The sequence below is a fragment of the Flammeovirga pectinis genome, from assembly GCF_003970675.1.
Lineage (GTDB): Bacteria > Bacteroidota > Bacteroidia > Cytophagales > Flammeovirgaceae > Flammeovirga > Flammeovirga pectinis.
Map to the genome: position 1 here is coordinate 24731 of NZ_CP034563.1, position 26217 is coordinate 50947.

Below are 26217 nucleotides of genomic sequence, written 5' to 3' on the forward strand. Positions count from 1 at the left end.
TAATTCAAATAACTTTAATTTCAAAAAAAAATCACTCTACTATTATTAGTAAAGTGATTTTTATACAGTATGATGTATCAATATTATTGCATCTGAAACTTGATAATATCTTTTTCTTTTCCTTGTAAAAGGTGCATCACAAATACTCCTCGCCCCCAAGGTGTAGAAAGATGTTGAGTATTTAAATTATCAAACGATTGATAAACTAACTGCCCTATCTGATTAAATATCATAATAGTATAAGGGTCATTATTATTTACATCCAAATTGATTGTATTCCCTGCAGATTGCGGAACAGGATAAATTACTCCATTTATATCTTGACTTTCCTTTTCGCTATAAACAACCTGAATTGGTCCAAATATTTCATTCTTACCATCAAGATCTACTTGATTTAAACGAAAATAACCTGTTCCACTACGAATTATATAATCATCGTATTGATAATCAATCTGAACATTGCTATTCCCTGCAGCAAGGATAATATCTAGTGTTTCCCAATGTCTATTATCCGAAGAAAATTGTACTTCAAAATGTTTGCTATTAATTTCCGATGCTGTACTCCAATATAAAGAAGTACCATTCTCAAAAACTTCAGCTTCAAAATTGATAAGTTCAACAGGAAGATCGTCACCAGGATAACCACATTCTTCTTCTGGATCAAAGCCTATTATATCATCCTTAAATGTAACTCCGTCATCAAATTCAATACAACTTTCTTCTGAGTTTTCATCCCAAATTACTTCTGTATCTCCATCCTTATTAAAAACATTCACTTGTTCTGCAGAGAATTCAAGGTCACCTCCTAGCATCACAAACTTTACATTAGATAAGTGAATTGAGCCGTGATTTGTTAACTTTAAAACACCTCCAGAATATATTTCATAAATAACGTTCGTTATTTTATTATCATCTTCTTCTACTATTGTAGTAATCGGAATAACTGTTTCTTTATAATTTATATTTTTATCTTCAATGTATTTCTGACCTTTAGTTAAATGTATCGACAAAAGAGTTATAAAAAGTATGAAAGTGATACTATTTATTACTGCTGATTTATTCATTTTCATAATAAATTCGTTTAATATAAGAGTATTAAACTGTTATATTATCTCATTATGAATGTCACCTTTACATGTCACTTATTTAACGTTTAGTATAGTTTAATTTGTTTTTTTAAGCTATTTTAAATATCTCCTAACCCATAGTCTCGTTCTACCTTACAAATTCTTGTTTTATACGCTTTGTACCAATTCTCTCTTCCTTTATTTCTCGCTTCTGTATGTTCTGTATTTTCTTTCCAAGCTTTTATAGATGCTAAGTCTTTCCAATACGAAACAGTAATGCCTATATCTTCACGTGCCGCTTCAAAGCCAAGAAAACCATCTTGTTTACTTACCATTTCCACCATTTGATTGGCCGTTTCTTCGTAACCGTCTAGTGTATCAGTAACTAATGTTGTAAAAATCACTGCATAATAAGGAGGTTTAGGAGTTTCTGCTATCATTTTTCAATTTGTTCATTTAATAAAAAAATCACCTTAACTTTATATTAAGGTGATTGAATTTTTAAGCCGTTTCTAAAGACAAGGAATTTACTAATGAAAGATCATCTGGCGATAACACTATTTTTTCTCCTGACTTTAAAAATACTATTACATAATTTTTTCTTTGTGAAATATAGAATGTGAGCTTTCCGTATTTTGTGTTTGAAAACTTACCGAAATACCCAAAATAACCACCTACTCCAAATGTTCTTATTGTTTTTCCCATCTCACTCTTTGCTGGTGCTATTACCTTATCAATTTCTACCAATTGATACGATTTATTTTTTCCTCTACGGTGTATAATCAATTTATTATCTGTAACCTGATAGCCTTTTGGTGCATATAAAAAACAAAACATAAAAAGTGCTACCATTCCTACAATAATAAATAAGTGCAACAAATTTTCAGGGAATAAATTTGTGCTATAGTACACTAGGTTAATTACACTATTATAGATAACAAATACTGATATTGAAATTGTAAATACAGTAAGTATTTTAGCTAATGTATCTAATGAGGTTGAATAAAATTTATCATTCATAGTTTTTAAGTTAATTAGTACACTACAATATACTAAAAAAAAGAGGTAACCATAAAACAGTTTTATGATTACCCCTTCCCTTATCAACAAGAAATTTAAATCTCTAAAGTTTTTACTTTACGAGTTTTATCATCCTTGCAACTGGACTTTTCATCAATTTCATATTGATAAAACAAAAGTCAAAATTATTTAGTTTTTTTTTGTGTAGCGACCTAAAAGGTACATAACGAAATGAATACTAAAAATTAAAAAAATAACACTAATGAGTAAAAATTGAGTTGTCATATAAAAGGGGACTTGTATACACACAGATTATAAATTCAGTACAGTACAAATGTATCAATTTAAACAAATGTACATTAACATTAATCATTAGTTTATTAACATAATTTACACAAAACCCAACATTACAAGCTAACCAAAAGATAAAGTAGTGCTTATATTCTACTGGAAAGTATCTGTTTATTTATCCAATTAATTCACTATTAATTTTTCTACAATTTTAGTTTTACCACTTTTCACTTCTATAAAAAGCATTCCTTTACCAAAAATCATTGGTACTTTTGCGTGATTTAGATCCGAAGAAAATTCAGTGTATGTTCGCCCAGAAGAATCATAAATTCTAACTTCCATCTCATCAAAACTGGATAAAATATTTAAATCATCACCATACTTTATAGGGTTTGGGTATACTGTTAATGTCCTTTCAGAATTATCTAAATGCACAGCATTAGGTCCGTAAACATATGCTTTTCCATCAAAATCGACTTGTTTAAGACGGTAATAAACAATAGTTGCATTTGGTAATCCAGAATCGGTAAACGAATAATCTAATTTAACGTTAGAGTTTCCAGATGCTTTAATTACCCCAATATTTGTCCAATTTCTATTATTTGTAGAGCGTTCTACATCAAACCTATCGGCATTAATTTCTGATGCTGTTGCCCATTCTAACAATACATTATTTTTAGAAGTTGAAATAGTTGAGTTAAAATAAATCATTTCGACAGGTAAATCATCACCGTAGCACCCGTCTAAAGTAGAAACTGTGCTATCTCCATCTTTAAAAACTGTAACATTTACAACACCAATTGTACATAAAGCTCCATGATGATCACTTCCATTTTTATTTATAATTAAGGTATCATAAACCTCAATTTCTTTTTCAAAATATAATTCTGATTTATTCTTAAGAATTATCGAGCAATTGTTTAACTGAACGTTATTAAATGTAAGAGTTCCATTATTACTGATGTCAAAAACGGTACTAACAAATAATGTATCACTAAAAGTAATTTGTTCATCAATCTTTATAGTATTATTGTCCTTTGCAATTTCAAAATCTCCTAAACTTTCAAGATCATTAGAAGTACAAGAAAAAACAGTAATGATTAGTATAGATATTAAGTATAGATTCTTCATAGATTATTAAAATGTAACATTGTTGCAATTATATTTATTACTAACGGTGAAAATCAGCTTTAGTTACTACTTTCTCAAAATAGTTCAAACTATTAACCTCTATTACATGAATTAAACGTGCTCTTTTTAATCAAAGATTACTCAAAAAGGATAATACACTTACTACAAAGGATCAATTAATTATAATCTTCTGATAAAACTTCTTTTTTGAAATAACAGATAATTCCATTATGTACACACCTACTTTTAAGTGATGGACATCAACAAGGAGTTGGTTTTTTTTGTTTGAAAATCCTACGTCAAAACTTTTACCAGTCAAAGTATGAAATGTAACATTATTTACAGAAGTTAAATTTGATAATTCCACAGTTATAATATCAGAACTTGGTATTGGGTACACTTTTGCTCCTATTGTAATTAACTGATTGTAAAGTGATGTAAGTAATGATTTATCAGAAATATTAATTATTCCTTCGGCTGAATTACATGCTGTATTATTTGTACTGATTACTTTGTATTCTCCTAAATTAGAAGGATATATAAATGTATCTATCTGAGCGATTAACTCATTATTATAGTACCAAGAATAATATTTTGTAGTATCAATATTTACTATTTCAATTCTATCATTTCTATAGACTAATTTAGGAGTTGCAATAGTATCAGATTGGTTAATTACTACTGTATCGGAATAATAAATACAACCATTGTTAGATGTTACTTGTAAATGATAGTTTCCCGTTTCATGTAATGAAATATCTTTTGAAGTTGTACTTAAAAGTTCATCATTATTATACCAATTATAGAAAACATTATTATCATTGACAATACTATTGACTGAAAGCAATATCTCTTCCTGTGCACAAAAACTTGTTCGTCTATCAGTAAGTAATAAGATGTCATTTATTTCATTACAACCTATTCCAATTGTTACAACTGCGACTTCTATTATTAGTGAAGTCCAATTAGGATGAGTTGCTATACACACGTATCTTCCTCCATCTAAGTTTGATGCATTTTGAATAAATAAGCTATCTCCAATTTGTACATTGTCTTTATACCAAGTATAAACTACTCTATCAATTTTATTTTGTAATTCATAGATATAATCATTCTCAATTTCTATTTGTATAACTTCATGATATAAATCAAATTTTTGGTTTGAGTAGTGAATATTTTGAATTTGAATATTTTCTAAATCATTAAAAAACAATTTATTACCCATTAAACTAGCTTGATGTATTGAAGCTGGCAACTGAATACTTTCCAATAAATTATCACTTAAATTAATATCAACTAAAGTTGAGTTTAAAGGATAATCCCATTCCGTAAATTTATTATGACGCAAATTAAGATATTCTAATTCGTCTTTGTTCTCCAAACTCTCATGCATATCTACCAATTGATTAAAAGAGAGGTCAAGTTTTTTTAAATGAGGAACATTATTAAGATTATTTTCAACTTTGTTTATCTCGTTATGGTTCGCAAATAAATGGTGTAAAGTAGTCATACCTTTTACTTTTGGTACTTTTGTCAATTTATTATGATGTACCCAAAATGTACGCAATGCTGGTAAATTATTTACACCTTCTATATCCTCATCTTCTAATAAATTAAAAGACAAATCCAAGAGCCATAAATTAGGAAGATGCCACAAACTATCTGATATAGTAGTTAAATGTGTATTATATATTTTCAAAACTTCAAGGTCTTTAAAAGCGGCAATTTGATCTGGTAGATTTCTTGATTCTCCTAATCCAAATAATAAAAGACCTGTAATCTTACCATCAGTATTAGTATAAAAATAATCCCAATTACGGATAGGTTCTAAAACATTTACTGGAATGTTCATTTCTGTGTATAATGATAAAAGAGACAAAGAGTCTTCTGCAGAAATAATAGTAGTTGGAGTGGGAACATTTGGTGGACTTGTGACTTTTATAATCAGGTCGTCTGCTGTCTCACATGAATTGGGGTCAGTAAATATCGCTTTTAAACGATAAGTCCCAATGCCACTTGTAGCTGCACTAAAATTATAAGGTGTAGTACTAACGAGAACATCATCTAAATAGTAATTGATTGATGGCGTAGTTAGTGCTCCTACATTAGCCGATATTGTAAAATCTTGAACATTTGAGTGTAAAAACAATGTATCTTGAAGTACCGATAAATGTAGACGGTAAGGTTTATAAACAGTTACATTTTGTGCTATTGAATCTCTAACAACATAATCTGAATCTGTAAAATATGCCTTTATTAAAGTTTCAACTCCTTCTCCTTCTACATTTGATTGCTCAATTACTCTGGTTGGATCAAATTGATGCGTTGAGTGAACAACTCCTTTTCCAGAAAAGTGAGAAAGTGTTAGCCCTGAAAAACCACTTAATTGACCAGATAGTTGCAGATTTATAGGTAAATCAAATTGACAATAACTTGCATTCAACTGAAGAGCAGTTTGTTCATCATTCACATACAACGTTTTAGTGTAATTCCCTTCACAATGTTCGTCATAAATTCTATAATGAATAATATGCTGCCCTACTCCTGCTTGATTAGAAAAAAATTGATTAGAAACAACTCCATTACCTGTTATCTCAATTGTTACCTGATCACTATCTACAGATGTTGATAAATTAATACCTTGGGTTGCGTTTACATCATACGTAGAATCTAAAGGGTACAAGTTGACAATCTGACTTTCGACATCAAACACTTCAATTTCGACGTCGTTACTAATATCTGAATCTTCATAATAAGAAATTACTCTCCTATATCTATAACTCCCAGAAGTGGGTACTGCTTCTATATATAAATTGTCCGTACTACTATTAGGAATCTCATTCCAAGGTCCATCATCAAAAGATACTTCCCAATGTATATCCATTCCTTCTGTTGGTACTTCGATTGAGGATGAAGTAGAAAATGCTCTACCATCAATTTCAATAGATGTAGAAGACCCTGTTATTGTTGTATTAAGTAATAAATGACAAAAATAATCTTCGTCTGGAGCAGTTATAACATTTGATGAGCCATTATTTACTTGATAATGAACGCTAGAACTATTTGTTGTTTCTGAAACGGGAATAGCATTGCCTGCTAGATCTTCTATGGTTATTAAAAATGGTAATGGCTCATAAAAATATGGATCTACAGTAGAAAATTTCCTACTTAAAATTATTGTGTGTGTATTTATAGTTTTGGTATCAAATTCGTGGTTATGAATAGTGCCATTTACAAACGAAATTTGCTCATTTGCGGATATTCTTAAATAGACAGAATCACCAGGTGTAACTATATTATCATCATTATCAGACCATATTTCAACTTGACTAATTATGGGAGGTGAGTTATCAAAAAAATAATTTTGAGATGCAGTTACTAAAGTCTCTAGAATTGTGGTTTTCAATTTTATAATCGCTCCATCGGATAAATCAAAATCTGAAAAATCTACTGTTATTCTATATTGATAATCTTCAGAAATAGTACTTACATTTAGTGGTATGTCTACTTGATTATCTGCTATATATACACTGAAATTTGCGGCTACAGGATTTAAGCTCTCTCCATTTAAGTCCCATGATAAAATAGAATTATTGGTATTTTCGTTCAAATTATGTCCAAAAGTGATTATACGTTGTGCTATACAATTGATTGATAAGCAACAATAAATTGTAATGATGAATAACAACTGCAATGTCATCCTTTTCATAGTAGTTTTTGAATTAGGTAGTAATTAGGTTTTGGGTTTTATCAAGATAAATCATTCTACTTCACTTTGAACATAATTTGCTAGGTTAACATCAAAATCAAAGAATTACACCAAATAATCTACATATAATACAATACCTTTCTTTAGAAGAATTCTAAACTAGGAAAGATGATAAAAACTCTGTTTTGTAACTGTTAAATATGTGAAATTTACGCTAATATTACTGTACTATAAATGTATAAACACAATCAACTGAATGTGTAACTTTAATAATGATGTTTAAAAAACTCATACCACCAAAACAATGGCAACCTGTAGTCGCAGCACTAATAGGAGCAATTGTCGGACTTGCAATTTACACTGCATACAATGCACGTGTAGGTTCATACTTGTCTGACGATCCTACTACCTGTGTCAATTGCCATGTTATGACACCAGAATTTGAAAGTTGGAAACACAGTTCACACCGAGAGGTAGCAACATGTAACGACTGTCACGTTCCCCATACAAGTGTATTTGCAAAATACGGTTTCAAAGCCAAAGATGGATTATATCACTCATATGTGTATACCACAAGGTCTGAACCTCAAGTAATAAGAATGCACGAAGCCGGGCAAGAAGTAGTACAAGCAAATTGTATTCGTTGTCATGGCGATCAGGTTACTGATGCAAAAACTGTTGCAATGGTTCCTGATAACTACAAACACAGAACTGAGAGACAGTGTTGGGAGTGTCACAGAGAAACTCCTCACGGAAGAGTAAAAAGTTTATCTTCTGTTGGATTAGGTATTGAACAATTACCTGTTCAGTACGACAAAAAATTAATTGTACCAGAATGGCTGAAAAATGCCCTTAGTAAATAATAAAACGCATGAGTTCTAAATTAAAAAATTGGCTTTTATTCATTGCTACTTGCTTAGTTGTCATCCTTTTGGCTATGTTAGGTAGTAATATCACAGAAAGAAAGAGTGAATCACAGTTCGCTTACCAACCACAGGTTAAAATTACAGAATTTGAACCTAGAAATGAGGTTTGGGGCGAAAACTTCCCTCGCCAATATCAATCATTCATGAAAACTAAAGAGATGAATTTCTCTACAATGTTGAATGGTAATCAAGAAAAAGATATTTTAGAAGACTCTCCAGAACTAGTTGTATTATGGGCTGGTTATGGTTTCTCTAAAGATTATAACGCTCCAAGAGGACACGGTTATGCAATTAAAGATATCCGTGAAACTTTAAGAACAGGTGGACCAACTGGACCGGGTACTGGACCAATGCCTAGTACTTGTTGGACTTGTAAATCTCCTGATGTTCCTAGATTAATGAACGAAATTGGTATTTCGGAATTTTATGCAGGAAAATGGGCAGATAAGGGTGCTGAAATTGTAAACCCTATTGGTTGTGCAGATTGTCACGATAACAAAACAATGGCTTTAAAAATCTCAAGACCCGCTTTAATCGAAGCATTTGAGTCTATGGGTAAAGATATTAACGATGCATCTCATCAAGAAATGCGTTCATTAGTTTGTGCACAATGTCACGTTGAATATTACTTCAATAAAAAAGAACCAAAGAAAGGTGTTCCTTACTTAACGTTCCCTTGGGCAAACGGTATGACTGTTGAAGGTGCTGAAAAATATTATGATGACATTAACTTTAGTGATTGGACACACTCAATGTCTAAAACACCAATGTTAAAAGCTCAACACCCTGGTTATGAAACATTCCAACAAGGTATTCACGCAAAAAGAGGCGTTTCTTGTGCAGATTGTCATATGCCATATAAAACTGAAGGTGGACAGAAATTCACTGATCACCATATTCAATCTCCTTTATCAAACCCTGCAAACTCATGTCAGGTTTGTCATCGTCAAGAAGAAAAAGAGTTGATTGAAAATGTTTATTCTAACCAAAGAAAAGTGAAAGAACGTACTAAACGTTTAGAAAAAATTCTTGTTAGAACTCACGTAGAAGCTAAAAAAGCTTGGGATCTTGGTGCTACTGAAGCTCAAATGAAACCAATCTTAATGGATATCAGACATGCACAATGGAGATGGGATTATGCAGTTGCATCTCACGGTGGTAGTTTCCACGCTCCTGTAGAAATTAGTAGAATTGTTACTACTGCTACAGATAAAGCACAAGAAGCACGTATTAAATTGGCTCGTTTATTAGCTGATTTAGGATACGACAAAGAAGTGCCTTACCCAGCAATTGAAACTAAAGCGAAAGCTCAAAAATATATTGGTTTAGATATGCCAAAATTGGAGAAAGAAAAGAAAACTTTCGAAAAGAATATCATTCCTAAATGGTTAGAGCAAGCAAAAGCTCGTGAAGCTAAATACCCAACTGAAACGGTATCTAGTAAATAGCAAAAAATACTAGTATATTTGGAGCTGTTGTATTGATAAGTAAATCGATGCAACAGCTTTTTTTATTTTATTAAACTCACTCAGACTTTTTTGTCCTAAACTTATAATGCAAAAAGTTTTTAAACTCCTGTTCTCAAACAAACTAACATTGGTTTGTTTAATTACTTATGGCTTTGCTATGGCAAATGCTACATTTATTGAGAATGACTTCGGAACACCTGCTGCGCGTGGGTCTGTGTATGATGCACTTTGGTTTGAAATTCTTCAAGCCATTTTAGGTATCAACTTTATTGGAAATATTTTCAAATATAAATTATTAAGAAAAGAAAAACTTGGTGTCCTAACTTTTCACCTTGCTTTCATTATCATTCTTGCTGGTGCATTTGTAACTAGATATGCTGGTTACGAAGGTAATCTTAGAATTAGAGAAGGTAGTAGCAGTAACGAACTAATCTCTTTAGAACGTTATTTCCAAGCCCATATTCACGGTAAAAGCCTAAATAAAGAAATTAGTGAAAAGAGTAAATTCACAATTTTAAAACAGCCTGATGTTTCTTGGACAGAAGAAAATAAAGGTGATAAAATTACAATTCAACCTAAAGAATATATTCCTGATGCAGTACAATCTATTGTTGAAGGAGAGGTTTCTGATGCGGTTATTGAAATAGTAACAGCAAGTGAAACAGGGAGAAGTAGCATTTACTTAGAAAAAGGAAAAAGTAGATTTCTCTCTGGGATTGAAGTTACTTTTGACAACCCAAAAGAAGGAGCTATAAACATTAAAGAAACAGCTAATGATTATAGTATACATGCTCCTAATCGACTTACTTACTTTATAATGGCAAGTCAGTCTAGTGGTGCAACAGAAGAAAATACAGAAGATAAACTACAACAACGTGCTTTGTACCAAATGGGCGATTTACGTTTTGTAATTAAAGATATTCATGATGGAATGCGTTTGGGGTACTCTCCAGCTCAAACCAAAAAGATGAAAGCTCAAGCTGCTGATTTACTTTTTGTTGATGTTACAGTGAATGATGAAACTGAGGAAGTAATTTTAGCAAGTTTAAGTGGTGTTATAACTCCTTTTAAAAACATAAACTTAGGAGGGTATCATATTGAAGTTTCTTATGCTCCAATTATTACTAAACTTCCTTTCTCTTTATTTTTAAATAATTTTGAGATGGAAAAATATCCTGGTTCAGAAAATCCTTCTGCTTATTCTAGTGAAGTAATTGTTCAAGATGGAGATAAAACATTTCCTTACACTATTTTTATGAACAATGTACTTGATTATAGAGGGTATAGATTCTTTCAAGCTTCTTTTGATCAAGATGAATTAGGAACAGTTCTTTCTGTCAACAAAGACAGACCAGGTACTATAATTACATACATCGGTTACTCATTAATGACTATTGGTATGATGATGACTTTCTTTGAAAGAAAATCTCGTTTTAGATTGATAAGCGGTAAATTATCTAAATTAAAAGCATCTCAATCGGTAACACTACTTGCTGGATTATTCTTCTTCATTCCTTTATTTAAATCAAATGGACAAGTACTTGAGGAAGAACAAACTCTTGAGCGATCTCAGCATATTGATAAAGAACATGCAAAAAAATTCGGAACATTACTTGTTCAAGATATGGATGGTAGGTTGAAACCGATCAACACATTGAGTTCTGAATTTTTAAGAAAGCTAACTAGAAAGACATCTTATACATTAGAAATGAAAGATGGCTCGTCTGAAAAGATGGATAATGATCAGTTATTTCTTGCATTACACATTGACCCTATGTATTGGCAAGCTGCTCCTCTAATAAAAATTGATGGCGATGCTGGACAAGGAATTTTTAATATCATACAAAAAGAACAAGCTGATTTAGTTTCTTTCGATGATTTAATTAACATGGAAGGCGACTATCTTTTGAGGAATGCTGTTGATAAAGCTCAACAAAAAAAGCCATCCGAAAGAGGTGAATTAGATAAAGAGTTAATTAAAGTTGATGAACGTTTTAATATTCTTTTCCAAGGTTTATCTGGAAATTACTTAAAGATATTTCCTGCAAAAGACGACCCTAATAACAACTGGTTTAATGCCAATTTTATTAGCAATCCTTTTGGTGCTGCAGAAGATTCAGCCTTTGTAAGAAATATAATGAAGGTTTATTATATGGAAATTTTCAAAGCACGTTCTTCTGATGATTGGACAGATGCTGAATTAAATTTATCCTATGTGAGAACTTTCCAAAAAGTGATGGGTAAAGAGATTTATCTTTCAGACCAAGCAATAACATCAGAACTTTGGTATAACAAATTGAATATCTTCAATAACTTATTTCCAATTTACTGGTTACTTGGTGTTTATCTTTTAGTAATTGCTTTATTAAAAGTGTTTAAAAATTCAAAAGGAACAAGGTTAGCCTATAACTTTGGGGTCGGATTTGAAATGGTAGCCTTCTTTGCATTTACATTTAACTTAATCTTAAGATGGTATATCGCACAATATCCACCTTGGACTAACGGTTACGAAATGCTTATTTTAGTGGCATGGTCATTATTCCTATTTGGATTTATCTTTTACAGAAAAAGTGATTTTATTCTACCTCTAGTATCACTATTTGGGGGAACACTATTATTTGTAAGTTTCTTAGATTGGTTAAATCCTGAAATCACAAATTTAGTTCCTGTTTTAAAATCATATTGGTTAAAAATTCATGTTGCAATTATTGTGAGTAGTTACGCCCCACTTGCATTATCTGCATTATTAGGGTTTATCAATCTAATCTTTATGGTTGTTCAAAATAAACGCTTTAAGAATCCAATATTAGAACTTACATATATAAGTGAATTGTCTATGACAATTGGTTTATATATGCTAGCAATTGGTACATTCTTAGGTGGTGTTTGGGCAAACGAATCATGGGGTAGATATTGGGGTTGGGACCCTAAAGAAACTTGGGCCTTAATTTCTGTTATTGTTTATAGTGTTGTACTTCATTTTAGATTAGTACCAGCTTTAAAAGGAAATTATACTTTTAACCTTGCAAGTTTAGTAGCCTTTTCTTCTATTGTAATGACATCGTTTGGTGTGAATTACTACCTAACAGGACTACATTCTTATGCAACAGGAGATCCAGTTCCTGTACCTACATTTGTTTATTATGTAGCTGCACTTATTGTCGTTCTTGGTTCAACAGCCTATTATAGAGAGAGTTCAAAAACTAATAAATAGTTTTACTAATGAGCTATTAAAATATAATTGAAAGGTGTTTTTCTTAGGGAAGACACCTTTTTTTGTAAAATTATTTTTACCGAATAGGGTTTTTATTGTAGTGTATCCCTTTAGATAATGAAAACGTCTTATAATCATTATCTACAATGGAGAATATTAATAGAAAACTTAAAATAGCATTATTATTAATTGCTCAATTACTGATCTGCCAATTCAGTTTTAGTCAGGGGTTTGGCGACCGTGTTGAAGGTAAGATGAAATTTATTCCACTGCCCTTTCTTGATTATGACCTCTCATCAGGTGCTACTGTTGGTGCATTACCGATGCTGATGTTTAACACATCAGAAAAAGATACAGTCTCTCCTTCTTCTGTAATTGGTGTATTAGGAACAAATTCAGAAAATAAAAGTTGGATTGGTTTAGCTTTCGGTAAAATTTATTTAGACGAAGATAATTGGCGACTTACAGGCGCTATTGGACGTGGAGATTATCATTTTCAACACTTTGTTGGAGGCCCAGTAAATATGTGGTCTAAGTACAACACAAATTATCAATTCGCTTTTCTAAGTGTAGAAAAAAAGATATATCAAGATATGTATATTGGAGTCAATTACTTTCACAATTCGTATGACTCAGAATCAGAAATTCAACTCGAAAAGCAAAAACGACAAAAATTTAATGGTCTTGGAATATCATTTTCTATAGATAAAAGATCAAACGTATCTTACCCTACTAGTGGTTACCTTCTAGATATTGATTATAATACTTACCCTTCAATATTTGGAAATACGAAAGAATCTAATCAAATAGAAATAGCATTTAATCATTATAAATCTTGTAGAAAAGGTAAAGATGTATTAGCAACCAGAGTATTTACAGGTATAGGTATTGGCAATATAGACTTCAACCAACAATTTATAGTTGGAGATACTGATATTAGAGGCTATTCTAATGGACAATATAGAGGTAACTTTTTAATTAGTGCCCAAGCAGAATATAGATATAATTTTTCTAATAGAATTGGTGCTGTTGGCTTTGTCGGTGCTGCTACTGTTTTCGGTGCAAATAATGAAGAGCATAATGGTAAATTCCTACCCTCTGCAGGTATCGGATTTAGATACACATACTTAAAAGACACCAATTCAAAATTAGGGTTTGATGTTGCAAAAGGTGATGGAGATTGGGGGTTTTATTTTAGAATTTCTGAATCTTTTTAAAAAAATAAATTTTTAGGGGTGACATTTTAAGAGTACTGTTATTAGTATGTGAACCAAGCAATGAGGTTCAAACTTTAAAACTCTAAAAAATACAGAAATGAAAAATTTATTTATTTTATTGTTCGCTTTAACATTCGGTTCTTTCTTCGCTAATGCTCAAGAAAATACAAATCAAGTTACAACTACTGAAACATCAATAGTTAAAGAACAAAAAGGAATTCAACTTTATAAAGAATTATATACGGATATGGATGGTGTAGAAGTACACAACTATATTATCAATGAATTAAAAGGAAAAAGAGAATTTAATGGAGATTATTCAATAATGTTCTTAGAAGAAGAGGCATTTTTAAAGCCAATTTTTGAGAACAATAGTTTAATTAAAATTCAAGTTGTTTTCCAAAATGAAGATGTAGAAGCTGTATATTCTAGCTTAAGAGGTATAGAACAAGCTTTCAATCAAATTGAAGAATGGGACCAAACAAAAACAGAAGAATTTGTATGGTTATTCAAAAAACAATTTGAAGAAAAAGTAAACAATAAGAATGAGTTAACAATATATTCAGCAGGTGTATTCCACGACGAAATTGGACATGGATGGCATGCAACGTTACAAATCAACCCTAGGTTAGATGAAACTGCTGAAATAAGTGATGAAGAATTGGCTCAAAAAACAGCATTAATTCAATCTGATATGTTCGCTAAGTAAGAAAATTGTTAGTTTCTTTTTTAGATAATGAAGTCGGTAGATCTTTTCTACCGACTTTTTCGTTATATAATATAATTAACCTTAAGTATTAAGAAATAATCTACACATTGTTATTCTAAGAATGACCGCTAATATTTATATTATGTACTTCTTTTAGTATAATTATTAGAAGAATATTTCTTGAAAAAAGAAATACTATCTAAATTGCTAATACTAAAAAAATTATATTTATGCTATTTGAAAAAAACGAAAAGAAAGCAGTAGTCAAAGTCGTCAACGACATGATGTTATCTGATGGAGTAATTGATGTTCAAGAAGTAGTTTACTTATCTTTATTAAAAAAGAAATTTAAATTTGATGATAAATTTATTGAAGAATCAAAAAAGTTAACAACTTCAGACAGCGTATCAATATTAAAAGGCATGCCTGACCAGAAAAAGGAATGGGTAATGAAAATTTTATTCGAGATGGCAAATGTCGATAATGATTTTGATGCTAATGAGAAAATATTACTAGAAAACATCAGAGTACTAATTGATTACAAAGGATAATAAATCTTTAAATTAATAATACACTACTTCCAGAAAACCTAACTTAGTTATCAATCAACTGCTGATTGATAACTTACAATAATGGATATACTATCAAAAGTTATTCTTTTCAAGAAGAAAAATAACTTTCTGATATATTTTAATCATAATCTATCAACACTGCATACTATATCCAACGTTAATTAGGGTATAGATAGAATAATAGTAGTATAGATAGTAGTTATGTAGAAAGGAGCTTTCCGTTGGAGTGCTCCTTTTTTTGTATTATAAGAATAATAAATAATTTGTATATTTAGGCTAAACATTATCTTATTATAGTATGAAATTATATACATTATCAATTCTACTTTTCATTTTCAGTAGTTTTTCAATAGTAAATGCTCAAACTGCAGGGAATTCAAATCCACCACCTATCACAGACAAAATATCTAATGAAGGTTGGTTAAATGATGCACATAAAGCATCACTATTAATGGAAAAAAACAATGCTCCTTTAATTATTAATTTTACAGGAAGTGATTGGTGTGGATGGTGTAAGAAAATTAAAGCAGAAATTTTTGATACTGCTGAATTTAAAGCCTGGGTTAAAGAAAATAAAGTGGTTTTGTTAGAACTTGATTTTCCTAGAACAATTCAGCAATCAGATTTATTAAAAGCACAAAATCAATCTTTAGCACAACAATTTCAAGTTAAAGGTTACCCTACAATTTTTGTAATAAAAGGCAAAGAGGTAATTCAAACAGGCTATGTAAAAGGTGGACCAGAAAGCTGGATTAAAAGCGTAGAAGCAAATATTGAGATATAAAAAGTTAGTATTTACCTCACAAAAAAAGAGATGGAATTTAAAATCCATCTCTTTTTTTATTCATTAAATAATTCATCAAAATATGCTTCCCATGTTTCTGTATATTCTAACGTAGGAAAGTTACTCTGCCCTGAACTTGACACCATTAAAGAGGTGTAATAAGTAGAGCCATCAATAAATTGTTTACTTGTATGTGTTTCTTTTCTTAAGTCCTGACATAATGCATGGAATAATTCATGGCAAATTAATTGCCTTCTAAGATAATCTAATTCAAGTTTAGTGCTTTTAGGATTAATTTTCACTACACGCATTGTATTAGATTGACCATGAATATTATCTGCTAGATTATTACCCCATTTTATAGTTACTTTTCTATTTCTAAACGTCACATTTCTATCTGCTGCTTCTTTTACAAACTGATTAACGTGAACGTTAAATATTTCTTCTAGTCTATCATCTTCATATTTCACTTTAAGATCATAAGGATCTACTTTCATATCAATTAAAGAACATGCATTTATTGATACAATTATTAGGATAAAGACTAATTTTAAAGTTGTTTGAAAAATGTTATTCATCACGTAGTTTAGATAATTGTATTAGGTTTATGTGCAATATTAATAACTTTTACACTTGTTTACAACATAAGGCTCAATTATTTAAAACAACACATAACACTAAATAATAGACACGTAACCTTAGAAGGTTGAAAACAAGTAATTGTAAAACTTTTCAAAATATTTTATCTAGTTTTTTAATAAAAAAAGGTAGCTAAATTAAGCTACCTTTACTTTCTTATTTAAATAAATTCTTTGTTTCTAGGAGATATTTTTTACGAACTTCATCGGATGTTGTAGGTACTGCACCAAAATAGGTTATTTCTGATTTTATTCCACAGAATCCAAATACACCACCATCAAATATCCTTGTTAAGGATTTGTACATATCTGATCCTTCATAATATTCTGTAGGAGAACCGTGAGGAATAATAACATTGGATGTTTTACCTGTAAGCATTGCATCCACTCCTGTTTCTGTATATTTAAAAGCAAATCCACTTGCAAATACTCTATCTATATAACCTTTTAACATGGCAGGCATTTGTCCCCACCATAGAGGAAAAACAAACGTGATGTGTTCCGCCCAGGAAATATCATCTTGATATCGTTTTACATCACTTGGTGTTTCTCCACCCATAAACATTCCTTGAATATCAGGAAACTTTAAAACTGGGTCAAAGTTTTCACTATACAGATCCGTTACTTTTACTTCATCACCTCGTTCTTCACTAGCAGAGATTACCTCATTTACAATAGCTTTTGTAAAGCTTTCAGGATTTAAGTGAGAAAATACAATTAAATGCTTCATTTTATATTTCTATTTTATACAATTTTTATAGATAACATGTATATGGAGTGAAATGTAACCTAATATTGATTTAATTCAATAATGTCTCTAAATCGTTCTTTTCTGAATATATTCAATGATTAAGCTTTTAATATTAGTTTAAGCAAAAAAAAAGCTTCTCACAACATGAGAAGCTTTTCACTATTTTTTCAATAACTATTTTACAAAATCTTTTTTTTTATGGATAACTAATTAGTGCTCTTTTATTAAAGAGAGAACATTTTGTTCTCTCTAATAATATTGTGGGTAAAGAAATAGCAAATAATTATTATCAATAATTTCTTAGTAATAAGGAAGTAGTAATACCTATTTCCTTTTTACTTATGCTAATGTAGAAGAATATTATGCAGTAGTTTTAATCAAAATAGATAGATGGTAACACAATACAGATTATGACTATTTATTGTTACCCAAAGTCCGTTTTGTGATCTTTTTAGACAAAAAAGCCTGAACTTTTTAAAAAGTTCAGGCTTTAATTTAATTTATTTCTTCGGTGATAACCATCGCTCCATAGTTTAGAAACCGAATATTATCAAAATAAAAATGAATTAGTTTACCAGATTCATCTTCATACGTCAATTTTATTTCTCGTGAACTTATGTTCCCTTTAGATGATTTATCTACTTTGATTAAGTTATGTTCTTTAATCATTTTTTTCATCTCTCTTTTAGCTTCCATCTTTGAAATCCCATCTTTTTCAAGAAGTGGAACTTCGTTAGCAAACAATGAAACTGATGTAAACAGTAGCGCAGATAATAACTTATAGAACTTGTTCATAGTGATTATATAATTTGGTGATTTATAATATCTTATAACAAAAGTCTAAGAATATCACCACATAACAAAGTACAAACTACAAATAAAGTTTAATATTAAACATTTATGGAATTAAATTGATGTATGTTAATTATTTCACTGCTAATGAATACTTTAGAATGCAGAAATAAATCTCATATACGCACCAGAAGAGCCATCTTTACCTACACCATAATCAAAATTAATAGTTGATCTCGATTTCTTAATCACTTGAAATCTAAAACCTAATCCTCCTCCTGGGTTTACATAAGAAAACTCTCCATTCAACTCAGAAACTGTATGTGCATTTACAAATGCAGTCATTCCAAACCATTTGTATAAGTTGACTCTATACTCCGCTTCCAAATACAATAATTTTTCGCCTAAATATCTACCTGCAGTATATCCTCTACCGCTACTATACCAATCATCTCCACCAATTCTAGGTAAGTTAAGGTATGGAGTATCTCCAAAAGTAAGATTAGCTAACCCCCAAAAGGCTAAAATCTGTGTATAGTTTTTATTTAAGTTTACATAATGCCTTAAATCTGCATAAATACTTGTTGAGTTATAGGTACTTCCCAACCAATCTTGATAGGTATTTACAATCAAGTTTGCATAAGAACCTTTAAAAGGTGTATTAATATTATCTCTAGAATCATAAAGTAAATTTATACCTATACCACTATAAATATATCTTTCCTGTGTACCATAAGGATGGTAACCAAATGGAGTTGGGTAATAATTTTGTTGTAATTCATTGGTTGGTTTATCTGCATTATAATCTGATGCAAACCCGTTCTGATCTACATTATTTTGTTCCCAGAAAGTATCGTATTTATTATCTCCATATTTAGTATCTATTGCACTTTGAACTTGATCTGCTGTTTGCCCATCATTTTTACCATTATTAATTATGTCTCTCATACCCTCAGCAGAATCATCTACTAATTTATATTTCTGATCATAATTAAAATTGACCCCAACAAAAAAGTCTTTCTTCACTTTTTTATAACCTCTTAGTACAAATTTAAATACTGAAGGGCTTACTTGTGTAGACCATTGTTCTTGGGTATTACCACCGACACCATAAGTTACCTGTGGACTTACACTCCATGTAATTGAATTAAAAATATAGTATTTCTCTTCGTTTGTATATAAACTAGAGTTTATACGTACAATATTTTGATTATTTGTAGTCCATGTATAAGAAGGTACTACAGAAGAAAGTCTAGTTTTTTCTGGGTCTGCACCTAATCTAAAAGATCCAATTCCGCCTACACCTAATATTAAACCTGTAAATGGATTATAGGCTACAACCGGAAGTACAATTGTATAAACCTTTTTGTCTTTTGGTTTAGTGGTGACAGTATCTCCTGATGCTTTTAATTTAGCAGCTTTCTTTTTTCTTAATCCATCGACAATATCGTAATCATTTGGAGAATAATTTGGATCTGAAAAGTGCCCTTTTTGTCCGAAAACTGTAATAGATGAAATACAGAAAAACAAAAAGAGAATTGTAACTTTTAATGAATTAAGCATGTATTGAGTAGTAATTTTGAGTGAAATAAAAAGTACACTATATAAATTAACCAATTACCCCCTAGATCATAAATTCTATTATTATTACTCTTTGATTTCTGTAAATACTAAAATTTTTTCTTAAAGTCATACAATTCTTTTAAATCCAAAAAGCCAATCGAGATTACTTCCCAATTGGCTTTTTATGATAACAGATGGAATATTAATTTAAGACTACTTTTTTTGTCTTTCTTTTCCCATCTGTATCAATAATAATTAACTGATAAAGTCCTCTTTCTAGATGATCTATTCTTATCTTATTTTTAGATTGCAATTTAAATGATGATATTTCTAGCCCCATTAAATTCATCAAAATACCCGTTTTATCACCTTGCCAATTATCTGTAGAAATATGTAGAATCTGCTGAGCTGGATTAGGATAAATAATTACTTTTTCTTGACCAAAATTATCAATACTTGTCACCTTTCCTGAATTAACGGTAAGTTTAATTTCAGCAATAAAACTACCATCAATAGAAATTGCTGTAATTGTAACATCCCCTTCCTTAAGAGCTGTTACTGTTCCATTAGAGTTTACTGTTATTATTTCATTGTCCGAACTTTTCCATTCTATATTTTTATTTGATGCATCTAAAGGTGTAAATATAATTTTCAGCATTTTTTCTTCCCCAATTTCAAGGAGTTGCTCAGTTAATTTAAATTCAATTGATGTAAGTTCGATATCCTCCTTATCATCAAAGAAATTGTATCTATTATCCACACCAATATTTGGAGGATAGCTATCCAAATTCACCTCATTACCAAATGGATCTTTATTTAACTTAAGCGATATATCTTTAAAAATTCCTTTCCCTGCCATAGGAAAGTCAGGTTCTGGAAATGATACCCCTCCGTTAATTACAGGGCTATTTTCACTAATTTGATACCCTTCTTTATTTCTTGCACCTCGCTCTATAAATAATGGTTTTTCAGAAATTGAATGCTTATCTAAGTCTGTAAATTCAGTACTAATATTTCCTTCAAATAAGTTGTTCGAAACAATAAATTCACCTTGCATCTCCATTTCTACATTTTCTCCAATTACGCCATCACCCTCTTGCACAAAAATGTTATTATAGATATATGTATTCTTACTGTACAAAGAAAAATCTGGTTTAATAGCTGCATCAACGTAGATTGTATTGTTGTAAATATATACTCCATCAGAAGGAATAGGATCATTTTTTACAGTATTTCCATCTACTGTAGTTGTTCCTACAAAACCAGATGTCCAAATAGTACTTCCATGAAAATCTCTTACACCATCATTTACACTTACATTAAAACGATAAGCAACATTGTGGTTATCACCTAAAATTTCAACAAATCCACCTTCAGAATCTTCACTATAATTGTATTGAAAGATGATATTCTTATTTCCAAAATCAATATGCATTCCATAAGAATCGTTATATCCTCTTATGCTTAAAGATGTATTGTACTGCGCTAAGATATCTGTTGAAGAAAAAACCCACATTCCACTTCCTCTACCTACTAATCGGGGCTCGTTAGGATCGCTATGTCCTGAGTGATCAAAAAAGTTATTTTCAACCAATGCATTTTTAACTTTAGATAAAATAATCCCCGAACCTCCCGTTTTTTCAAAATGATTATTTTTGATGATAAAATTCAATGATCTATTTACTTCGTCGTCCTCCGTTCCTTTTCCTTTATGAATAGACCATACACCTGCTTTACCTATATTAGAAAAGTAGCAATCCTCTATCAATACATCTTTTATGGTTATCGTTTTATCCACTTCACTGCTATCTGATTCAAAACGAAGACCTGTTACATTTAATGCATCAAAATCTTCTGGTAAAGACGTTCCAAATACATCTGTTATTTTTAGGTCTCTAAATATTAGATTTTCTGAAATACCTGTAGCCCATTTGTTGGCAACCACTAAAATTCCAAAACTTTTTTCTGCTCCCCAATTCGATCTATCACTATTCTGTCTATCATTCTTTACCCAAATGTTAGACATTATCACATGAGATACATTAATGTATTTAATAGCCTCAAAATAATCTCCTCCTTCAATAGCTCCAGATCCAGAAATTATTGGTAATTCTCCTTCCCCATAACTACTAATTTCTATAGGTTCATCTTCTGTACCTACACTTTTTATTACTAAGTTACCTAAGAAAGTGTCTCCTTTTCTAAATAATAATTTATCACCTGCCTTAAAAATCCCTCCTTCATTTAAAGGCAATGCTGCTTGAGAAGCTCTTACTAATGTTTTCCACGGAGAATCAATTGTTCCTGTATTTAAATCATTACCATCAGCACTCACATAATAGGTATCTAAAATAACCTCTTCTTGTACCTCCGAAGTCACAAATTTATCCAATAATAAAGTTTCACCGATTGGAGATTTTATTGTAATTGTATTTTCTCCTTTTGTTAAAGTCACTGTAAATTTAAAACTCCCTGCCACACCTTGGTACGCCCAATTGGACGGTGATAAAGTAGCAGTTTGTTATTCGTTTGTGTTTATAGCATAGAAAAACGATTGTTCTTTACTTCCGTTAAAATAAAATATTCTGAAGTCGTAATCTCCATCCTCTGGCACATCTAAAATTGTGCAACTTAAAGATTCTTCTCCTGTAAGTTTTATAAATGATCCACCCGAAGCATTCACACGATCAGCTAATTCAATTTCATCTGAAAATGTAGTTGATTCTGCTTCTGTCTCTTGTAAAAAGCTGTTTGCAAAAGTAGTCTGTAGTACTATCAAAATAAGTAGTACTGTAAGTTGTAATTGATTAACCATTTTATTGAAAAAGTCTAGTCAAAAAAAAATGTTTGTATAGACAATTTACAATGATTGAATATTTACATTTAGCGTAAAAAAACATATCACTAGCATACCAAAAGATTTGATAACACATCTTTGATATTCTGAACACAAAATGAATAAAATGCTTCTTTACAACTCAAAAAAGAGAAAAACACACGAATGCATCTTTCTCTTTTATATATTAACACAGTCACCGCTACTCTAAATATAGCAGTAAAAACATTTTCTAAGTTGTCTCTAAATTGAGTTTATACCAATTAATTTTTCTTGTATAATACATTGTACAAGCAAGAATAACTGTTATACCAATACTACCCATCAATAACGCATAGTCAACCATTTGTAGTGTTATAAATAAGAAACTATAGATAGCACAGAGTATTGAAAGTAATAGGTACGATAATTTCTTATTTTTAAAGAGTGTAAGAGAATACAGAAAGATCATGGTAACAATAGAAAAAGTAGACACTCCATACGCAAAATTAAAGTTAGTATGCTCCGATATTGATACCAATAAGATATAAAATATGCTCAGTGCAAAACCAACCATTGCATATTGTAAAGGGTGTATCCTAGTTTTATTAATAATCTCAATCAAGAAGAAGATTAAAAAAGTTAGAACTATAGTCATTAACCCGTATTTTGCTGAACGTGTTGATTTCTGATAATCATCTAACGGGAGAATAAGATTAAGCCCAAATTCTGTTTTATTAATAATTTGTTTATAGTTTAATTCTTGACTAATCCATTGTTGAGGAAAATTTCTATTGAGTTGTAATACCTTCCAAGAAGCTGTAAACCCTTCTTCAGTAATATCTCTTTGATCGGGTAAAAAGTTACCTACAAAGCTAGGTGAATTCCAGTTAGATTTAAGTGCTACTTGTGTTGTTGCTCCTAATGGTATAAATGATAAATTTTGACTGCCTTGTAAATCTAAATCAAAATTAAAGTCAAAACTACTTAAATTTTCTTTTGTGAGAGCTATTGGAATTGTAACCCCACTTTCTATTAAATCAGGAATTTTTGTTCCAGGTTTTACCGTCAATAAATTATCATTCCATTTCATTTTAATCTGATTTTTTATTCCTCTTAAATCAGAAATACCAATGGTTAGAAATGCTTTATCATATTGTATTTCTATTAATTCTGATTTATTGGGTACCTCATCCAAAACAAACTTTCCTCTTAAATTTAATTGTGAGGTGTAGACAATTATTTCATAAATACCTCTCCCCAATGCTTCTGGAGTAATTACCCCATCTACAGTAAGTTGATCTGGTAGGACAATCCAATCCTGTGTGTATTTAATTTTCTCTCCCTCCTTGTCAATTCTCTCTAAAACTAAAGGTATAGTTAAAATTGGTCCTTTAATTTGCTGTTTATTTGCCCATTTTGATGATACTTCATCAATTGCCTTTTCATTTAAAAACTCTCTCTCATCAATAACATTTTGTATTAACGCTAAAGGAATTAGTAATAATACTATCAGTATGCCTATGATTCCTATTTTAACCATTACTGTATTTTTTTTCCAGCTTTTTTTCTCTTGATTTTCCATATTAATAATTAAAAGTACTTTGAATTACAAAGTGATTAGATAAATTTTTTTAAAGTGAGAACCAATGTGAAATCACACATCGAATAGATAGATAAGTTTGCATTTTTTTGATGTCTGATTCATCTCTAAATAAAGATTTTTTCTTTCTTGTATAGTTCATTTTTTGATTTTTAAAAGTACTTTGAAATACAAAGTATAGATATAAAATTTTTATTTTAATAAGTTTTCAATAGCCTTAATATGTTTAGAAAAAGCAATTCTCCCCTCAGATGTAGCTGCATATTTTGTATTTGGTTTTCGGTTAAGAAATTCCTTCCTAACAGAGACAAATTCACTTTTTTCAAGAGATTTTAAATGACTTGCTAAATTTCCATCAGTTACACCAAGTAATTCTTTTAGGGAATTAAAGTCAAGGTACTCATTTACAACAAGTGCCGCCATTATCCCTAATCGAACTTTATTTTCGAAGGCTTTATTTAGATCGTTTAATAAATCTTTCACTTTTTCGTGTTAAAATGCATGTAACAACCATACGCAATATGTAAAAAGCCAAAACCTACAATCCAAAACCATAGACCGTACCCTATAAATTGCGATGCCAAAAGTCCTAAAATTATTTCTAAAATACCAAGTCCTCTTAATTCTGAATTTGTATACTTACTTGCATTTACTAACGCCAAACCATAAAAGATAAGTGTTAGCGGTGCTGCAAGGCCAATAAAGCCTTTTTCTACTAAAGAAAGCGTTAAGATACCTCCTGTTGCTAACGGAATAAATAAATTTATTAGTAATCTTTTAGCTTGTAAATCCCATAGTTTCTGATTGTTCTTTTTAGCTTCATTTAATGTAAAATAAAGTGCCGAAACAATTGCAGCAACTAGTGTTAAGACACCAATTAATACTAATGCATTTATCTTTTTCTCTCCTATAAAATTTCTATCATACCCTATATTAAATAGAATATCGTAAGCAAAATAGGCACCAATCAGTGCACAAATTCCTGCGCTTATTCCAGAGAGCCCACTCAAAGATAAAAATCGTGATGAACGATTCATGATATCTTTGATTTCTTTAAGGTCGTTAATGTATTCTTGTTCTTTCATAAAAAGTACTTTGTAATTCAAAGTAAGTAAATTAAAATTTTAAGAACAAGATTTAATAGAAAAAATGTGTTTATTATTTTGTATTCATTTAGAATATCTCTTTTTAATTAAACACCACATTGTTAATATTATTAAGCAGCTAAAGAGTAAATACTAACAGTCTAAAATGTATTAGTTTCTAACTAAACACAATTTATCCGCCCCATTAATGAGGAGGATGCAAAGTTGCTAGCTCTACTTGAATATATAATCCTAAGCAATTTAGGTATCTAACTTCTGTTGTATATGATTAAGACACCACTATTTCGAATCTACCCAATTTTACATGACTGATTAGCATGATTGTTAATGTTTGATTATTTAAAGTTGGGTGCTAATTGAATTGTAATATTGAGTATTACTTCGCTCATTTAAAAAACTATATATGCTAAAATATCAACAGAGGTTAATTATTTCAAAAGACTAACTATCAATGCCTCAACGTTTTTATTTTTTAGTTGAATAGTTATTTTTGGATACTCTGCTATTTTGAATTTAAATATCCAATTTACATTTCGTCGACTATAGTCCGTTGTAAGATCGTCTACAATAGATGAATTTTATTTCATGGAAAATATCAATGTAGTTTTTGGAAAAAGAGTAAAGGAATTACGTAATCAAATAAAAATATCTCAAGAGAAGTTTGCGAATGAGATAGGTATTGATCGTACCTATATGACTGATATTGAGAATGGGAAAAGGAATGTTTCTTTATTCATTATTGAAAAGATTGCAAAAGGTTTTGAGATGTGTCTGTCTGATCTTCTAAAAGGTCTATAATTAATATTTCCATCCAATTAATTACAAAATAAGACCAATTGT

Annotated in this window: 22 protein-coding genes; 8 read left to right on the plus strand and 14 right to left on the minus strand. The window is 30.4% G+C overall.

What is annotated here, in order from left to right; translation table 11 throughout:
* Positions 1-83 precede the first annotated feature (83 nt).
* The 5 genes from EI427_RS20675 to EI427_RS20695 all read right to left on the minus strand — a co-directional run bounded on the left by EI427_RS20675 (position 84) and on the right by EI427_RS20695 (position 7218).
* Positions 84-1070: a T9SS type A sorting domain-containing protein gene (locus EI427_RS20675; protein WP_126618538.1), complete on the minus strand. Its 987-nt coding sequence runs from the start codon at positions 1068-1070 to the stop codon at positions 84-86.
* A gap of 116 nt (positions 1071-1186) precedes the next feature.
* Positions 1187-1507 (minus strand): antibiotic biosynthesis monooxygenase family protein, encoded by a 321-nt coding sequence (locus EI427_RS20680; protein ID WP_126618540.1) that lies wholly within the window; start codon positions 1505-1507, stop codon positions 1187-1189.
* 61 nt (positions 1508-1568) lie between these two features.
* Entirely contained in the window at positions 1569-2087 is a 519-nt protein-coding gene (locus tag EI427_RS20685; RefSeq protein ID WP_126618542.1) for a PH domain-containing protein, read from the minus strand.
* A gap of 474 nt (positions 2088-2561) precedes the next feature.
* A complete protein-coding gene (locus EI427_RS20690; protein ID WP_126618544.1) occupies positions 2562-3509 on the minus strand; it encodes a T9SS type A sorting domain-containing protein in 948 nt (315 codons plus the stop codon).
* Positions 3510-3681: 172 nt separating this feature from the next.
* A complete protein-coding gene (locus EI427_RS20695; RefSeq protein ID WP_126618546.1) occupies positions 3682-7218 on the minus strand; it encodes a T9SS type A sorting domain-containing protein in 3537 nt (1178 codons plus the stop codon).
* A gap of 272 nt (positions 7219-7490) precedes the next feature.
* On the opposite strand from EI427_RS20695, the gene nrfH reads away from it, so the two are divergent.
* The 7 genes from nrfH (at position 7491) to EI427_RS20730 (ending at position 16109) form a co-directional block, all read left to right on the plus strand.
* A complete protein-coding gene (gene nrfH, locus EI427_RS20700) occupies positions 7491-8081 on the plus strand; it encodes a cytochrome c nitrite reductase small subunit (protein WP_126618548.1) in 591 nt (196 codons plus the stop codon).
* Positions 8082-8089: 8 nt separating this feature from the next.
* Positions 8090-9592: an ammonia-forming cytochrome c nitrite reductase gene (nrfA, locus tag EI427_RS20705; RefSeq protein ID WP_126618550.1), complete on the plus strand. Its 1503-nt coding sequence runs from the start codon at positions 8090-8092 to the stop codon at positions 9590-9592.
* A 106-nt stretch (positions 9593-9698) separates the two neighbouring features.
* Positions 9699-12827 (plus strand): cytochrome c biogenesis protein, encoded by a 3129-nt coding sequence (gene ccsA / locus EI427_RS20710; RefSeq protein ID WP_126618552.1) that lies wholly within the window; start codon positions 9699-9701, stop codon positions 12825-12827.
* 146 nt (positions 12828-12973) lie between these two features.
* The gene (locus EI427_RS20715; protein ID WP_126618554.1) at positions 12974-14044 is read left to right on the plus strand and encodes a BamA/TamA family outer membrane protein; all 1071 of its coding nucleotides are present in this window, start codon (positions 12974-12976) and stop codon (positions 14042-14044) included.
* A 97-nt stretch (positions 14045-14141) separates the two neighbouring features.
* Entirely contained in the window at positions 14142-14753 is a 612-nt protein-coding gene (locus EI427_RS20720; protein WP_126618556.1) for a hypothetical protein, read from the plus strand.
* 230 nt (positions 14754-14983) lie between these two features.
* A complete protein-coding gene (locus tag EI427_RS20725) occupies positions 14984-15304 on the plus strand; it encodes a hypothetical protein (RefSeq protein WP_126618558.1) in 321 nt (106 codons plus the stop codon).
* A 319-nt stretch (positions 15305-15623) separates the two neighbouring features.
* Positions 15624-16109: a thioredoxin family protein gene (locus EI427_RS20730; RefSeq protein WP_126618560.1), complete on the plus strand. Its 486-nt coding sequence runs from the start codon at positions 15624-15626 to the stop codon at positions 16107-16109.
* A gap of 56 nt (positions 16110-16165) precedes the next feature.
* Here EI427_RS20730 and EI427_RS20735 read toward each other — a convergent pair whose 3' ends face one another.
* The 9 genes from EI427_RS20735 to EI427_RS20775 all read right to left on the minus strand — a co-directional run bounded on the left by EI427_RS20735 (position 16166) and on the right by EI427_RS20775 (position 25356).
* Positions 16166-16687 (minus strand): hypothetical protein, encoded by a 522-nt coding sequence (locus EI427_RS20735; RefSeq protein WP_126618562.1) that lies wholly within the window; start codon positions 16685-16687, stop codon positions 16166-16168.
* 217 nt (positions 16688-16904) lie between these two features.
* Positions 16905-17477, minus strand: coding sequence for an NAD(P)H-dependent oxidoreductase (locus EI427_RS20740; RefSeq protein WP_126618564.1), 573 nt, complete (start codon positions 17475-17477; stop codon positions 16905-16907).
* A 516-nt stretch (positions 17478-17993) separates the two neighbouring features.
* Positions 17994-18293 carry a hypothetical protein gene (locus EI427_RS20745; RefSeq protein WP_126618565.1) on the minus strand — a complete coding sequence of 100 codons (300 nt, stop codon included), beginning with the start codon at positions 18291-18293 and terminating at the stop codon, positions 17994-17996.
* Positions 18294-18446: 153 nt separating this feature from the next.
* A complete protein-coding gene (locus EI427_RS20750) occupies positions 18447-19853 on the minus strand; it encodes a BamA/TamA family outer membrane protein (protein WP_126618567.1) in 1407 nt (468 codons plus the stop codon).
* A gap of 202 nt (positions 19854-20055) precedes the next feature.
* Positions 20056-22308 (minus strand): Ig-like domain-containing protein, encoded by a 2253-nt coding sequence (locus EI427_RS20755; RefSeq protein WP_126618569.1) that lies wholly within the window; start codon positions 22306-22308, stop codon positions 20056-20058.
* Positions 22309-22374: 66 nt separating this feature from the next.
* Positions 22375-22668: a hypothetical protein gene (locus tag EI427_RS20760; protein WP_126618571.1), complete on the minus strand. Its 294-nt coding sequence runs from the start codon at positions 22666-22668 to the stop codon at positions 22375-22377.
* 253 nt (positions 22669-22921) lie between these two features.
* A complete protein-coding gene (gene creD, locus EI427_RS20765; RefSeq protein ID WP_126618573.1) occupies positions 22922-24253 on the minus strand; it encodes a cell envelope integrity protein CreD in 1332 nt (443 codons plus the stop codon).
* Positions 24254-24463: 210 nt separating this feature from the next.
* On the minus strand, positions 24464-24754 hold the full coding sequence (locus tag EI427_RS20770; protein WP_126618575.1) for a winged helix-turn-helix domain-containing protein: 291 nt from the start codon (positions 24752-24754) through the stop codon (positions 24464-24466).
* Complete coding sequence (locus EI427_RS20775) at positions 24751-25356, minus strand: hypothetical protein (protein ID WP_126618577.1); 606 nt, start codon at positions 25354-25356, stop codon at positions 24751-24753. The genes EI427_RS20770 and EI427_RS20775 overlap by 4 nt, the downstream gene beginning before the upstream one ends.
* A 606-nt stretch (positions 25357-25962) precedes the next feature.
* Here EI427_RS20775 and EI427_RS20780 point away from each other — a divergent pair.
* On the plus strand, positions 25963-26175 hold the full coding sequence (locus EI427_RS20780) for a helix-turn-helix domain-containing protein (protein ID WP_126618579.1): 213 nt from the start codon (positions 25963-25965) through the stop codon (positions 26173-26175).
* Positions 26176-26217: the final 42 nt, after the last annotated feature.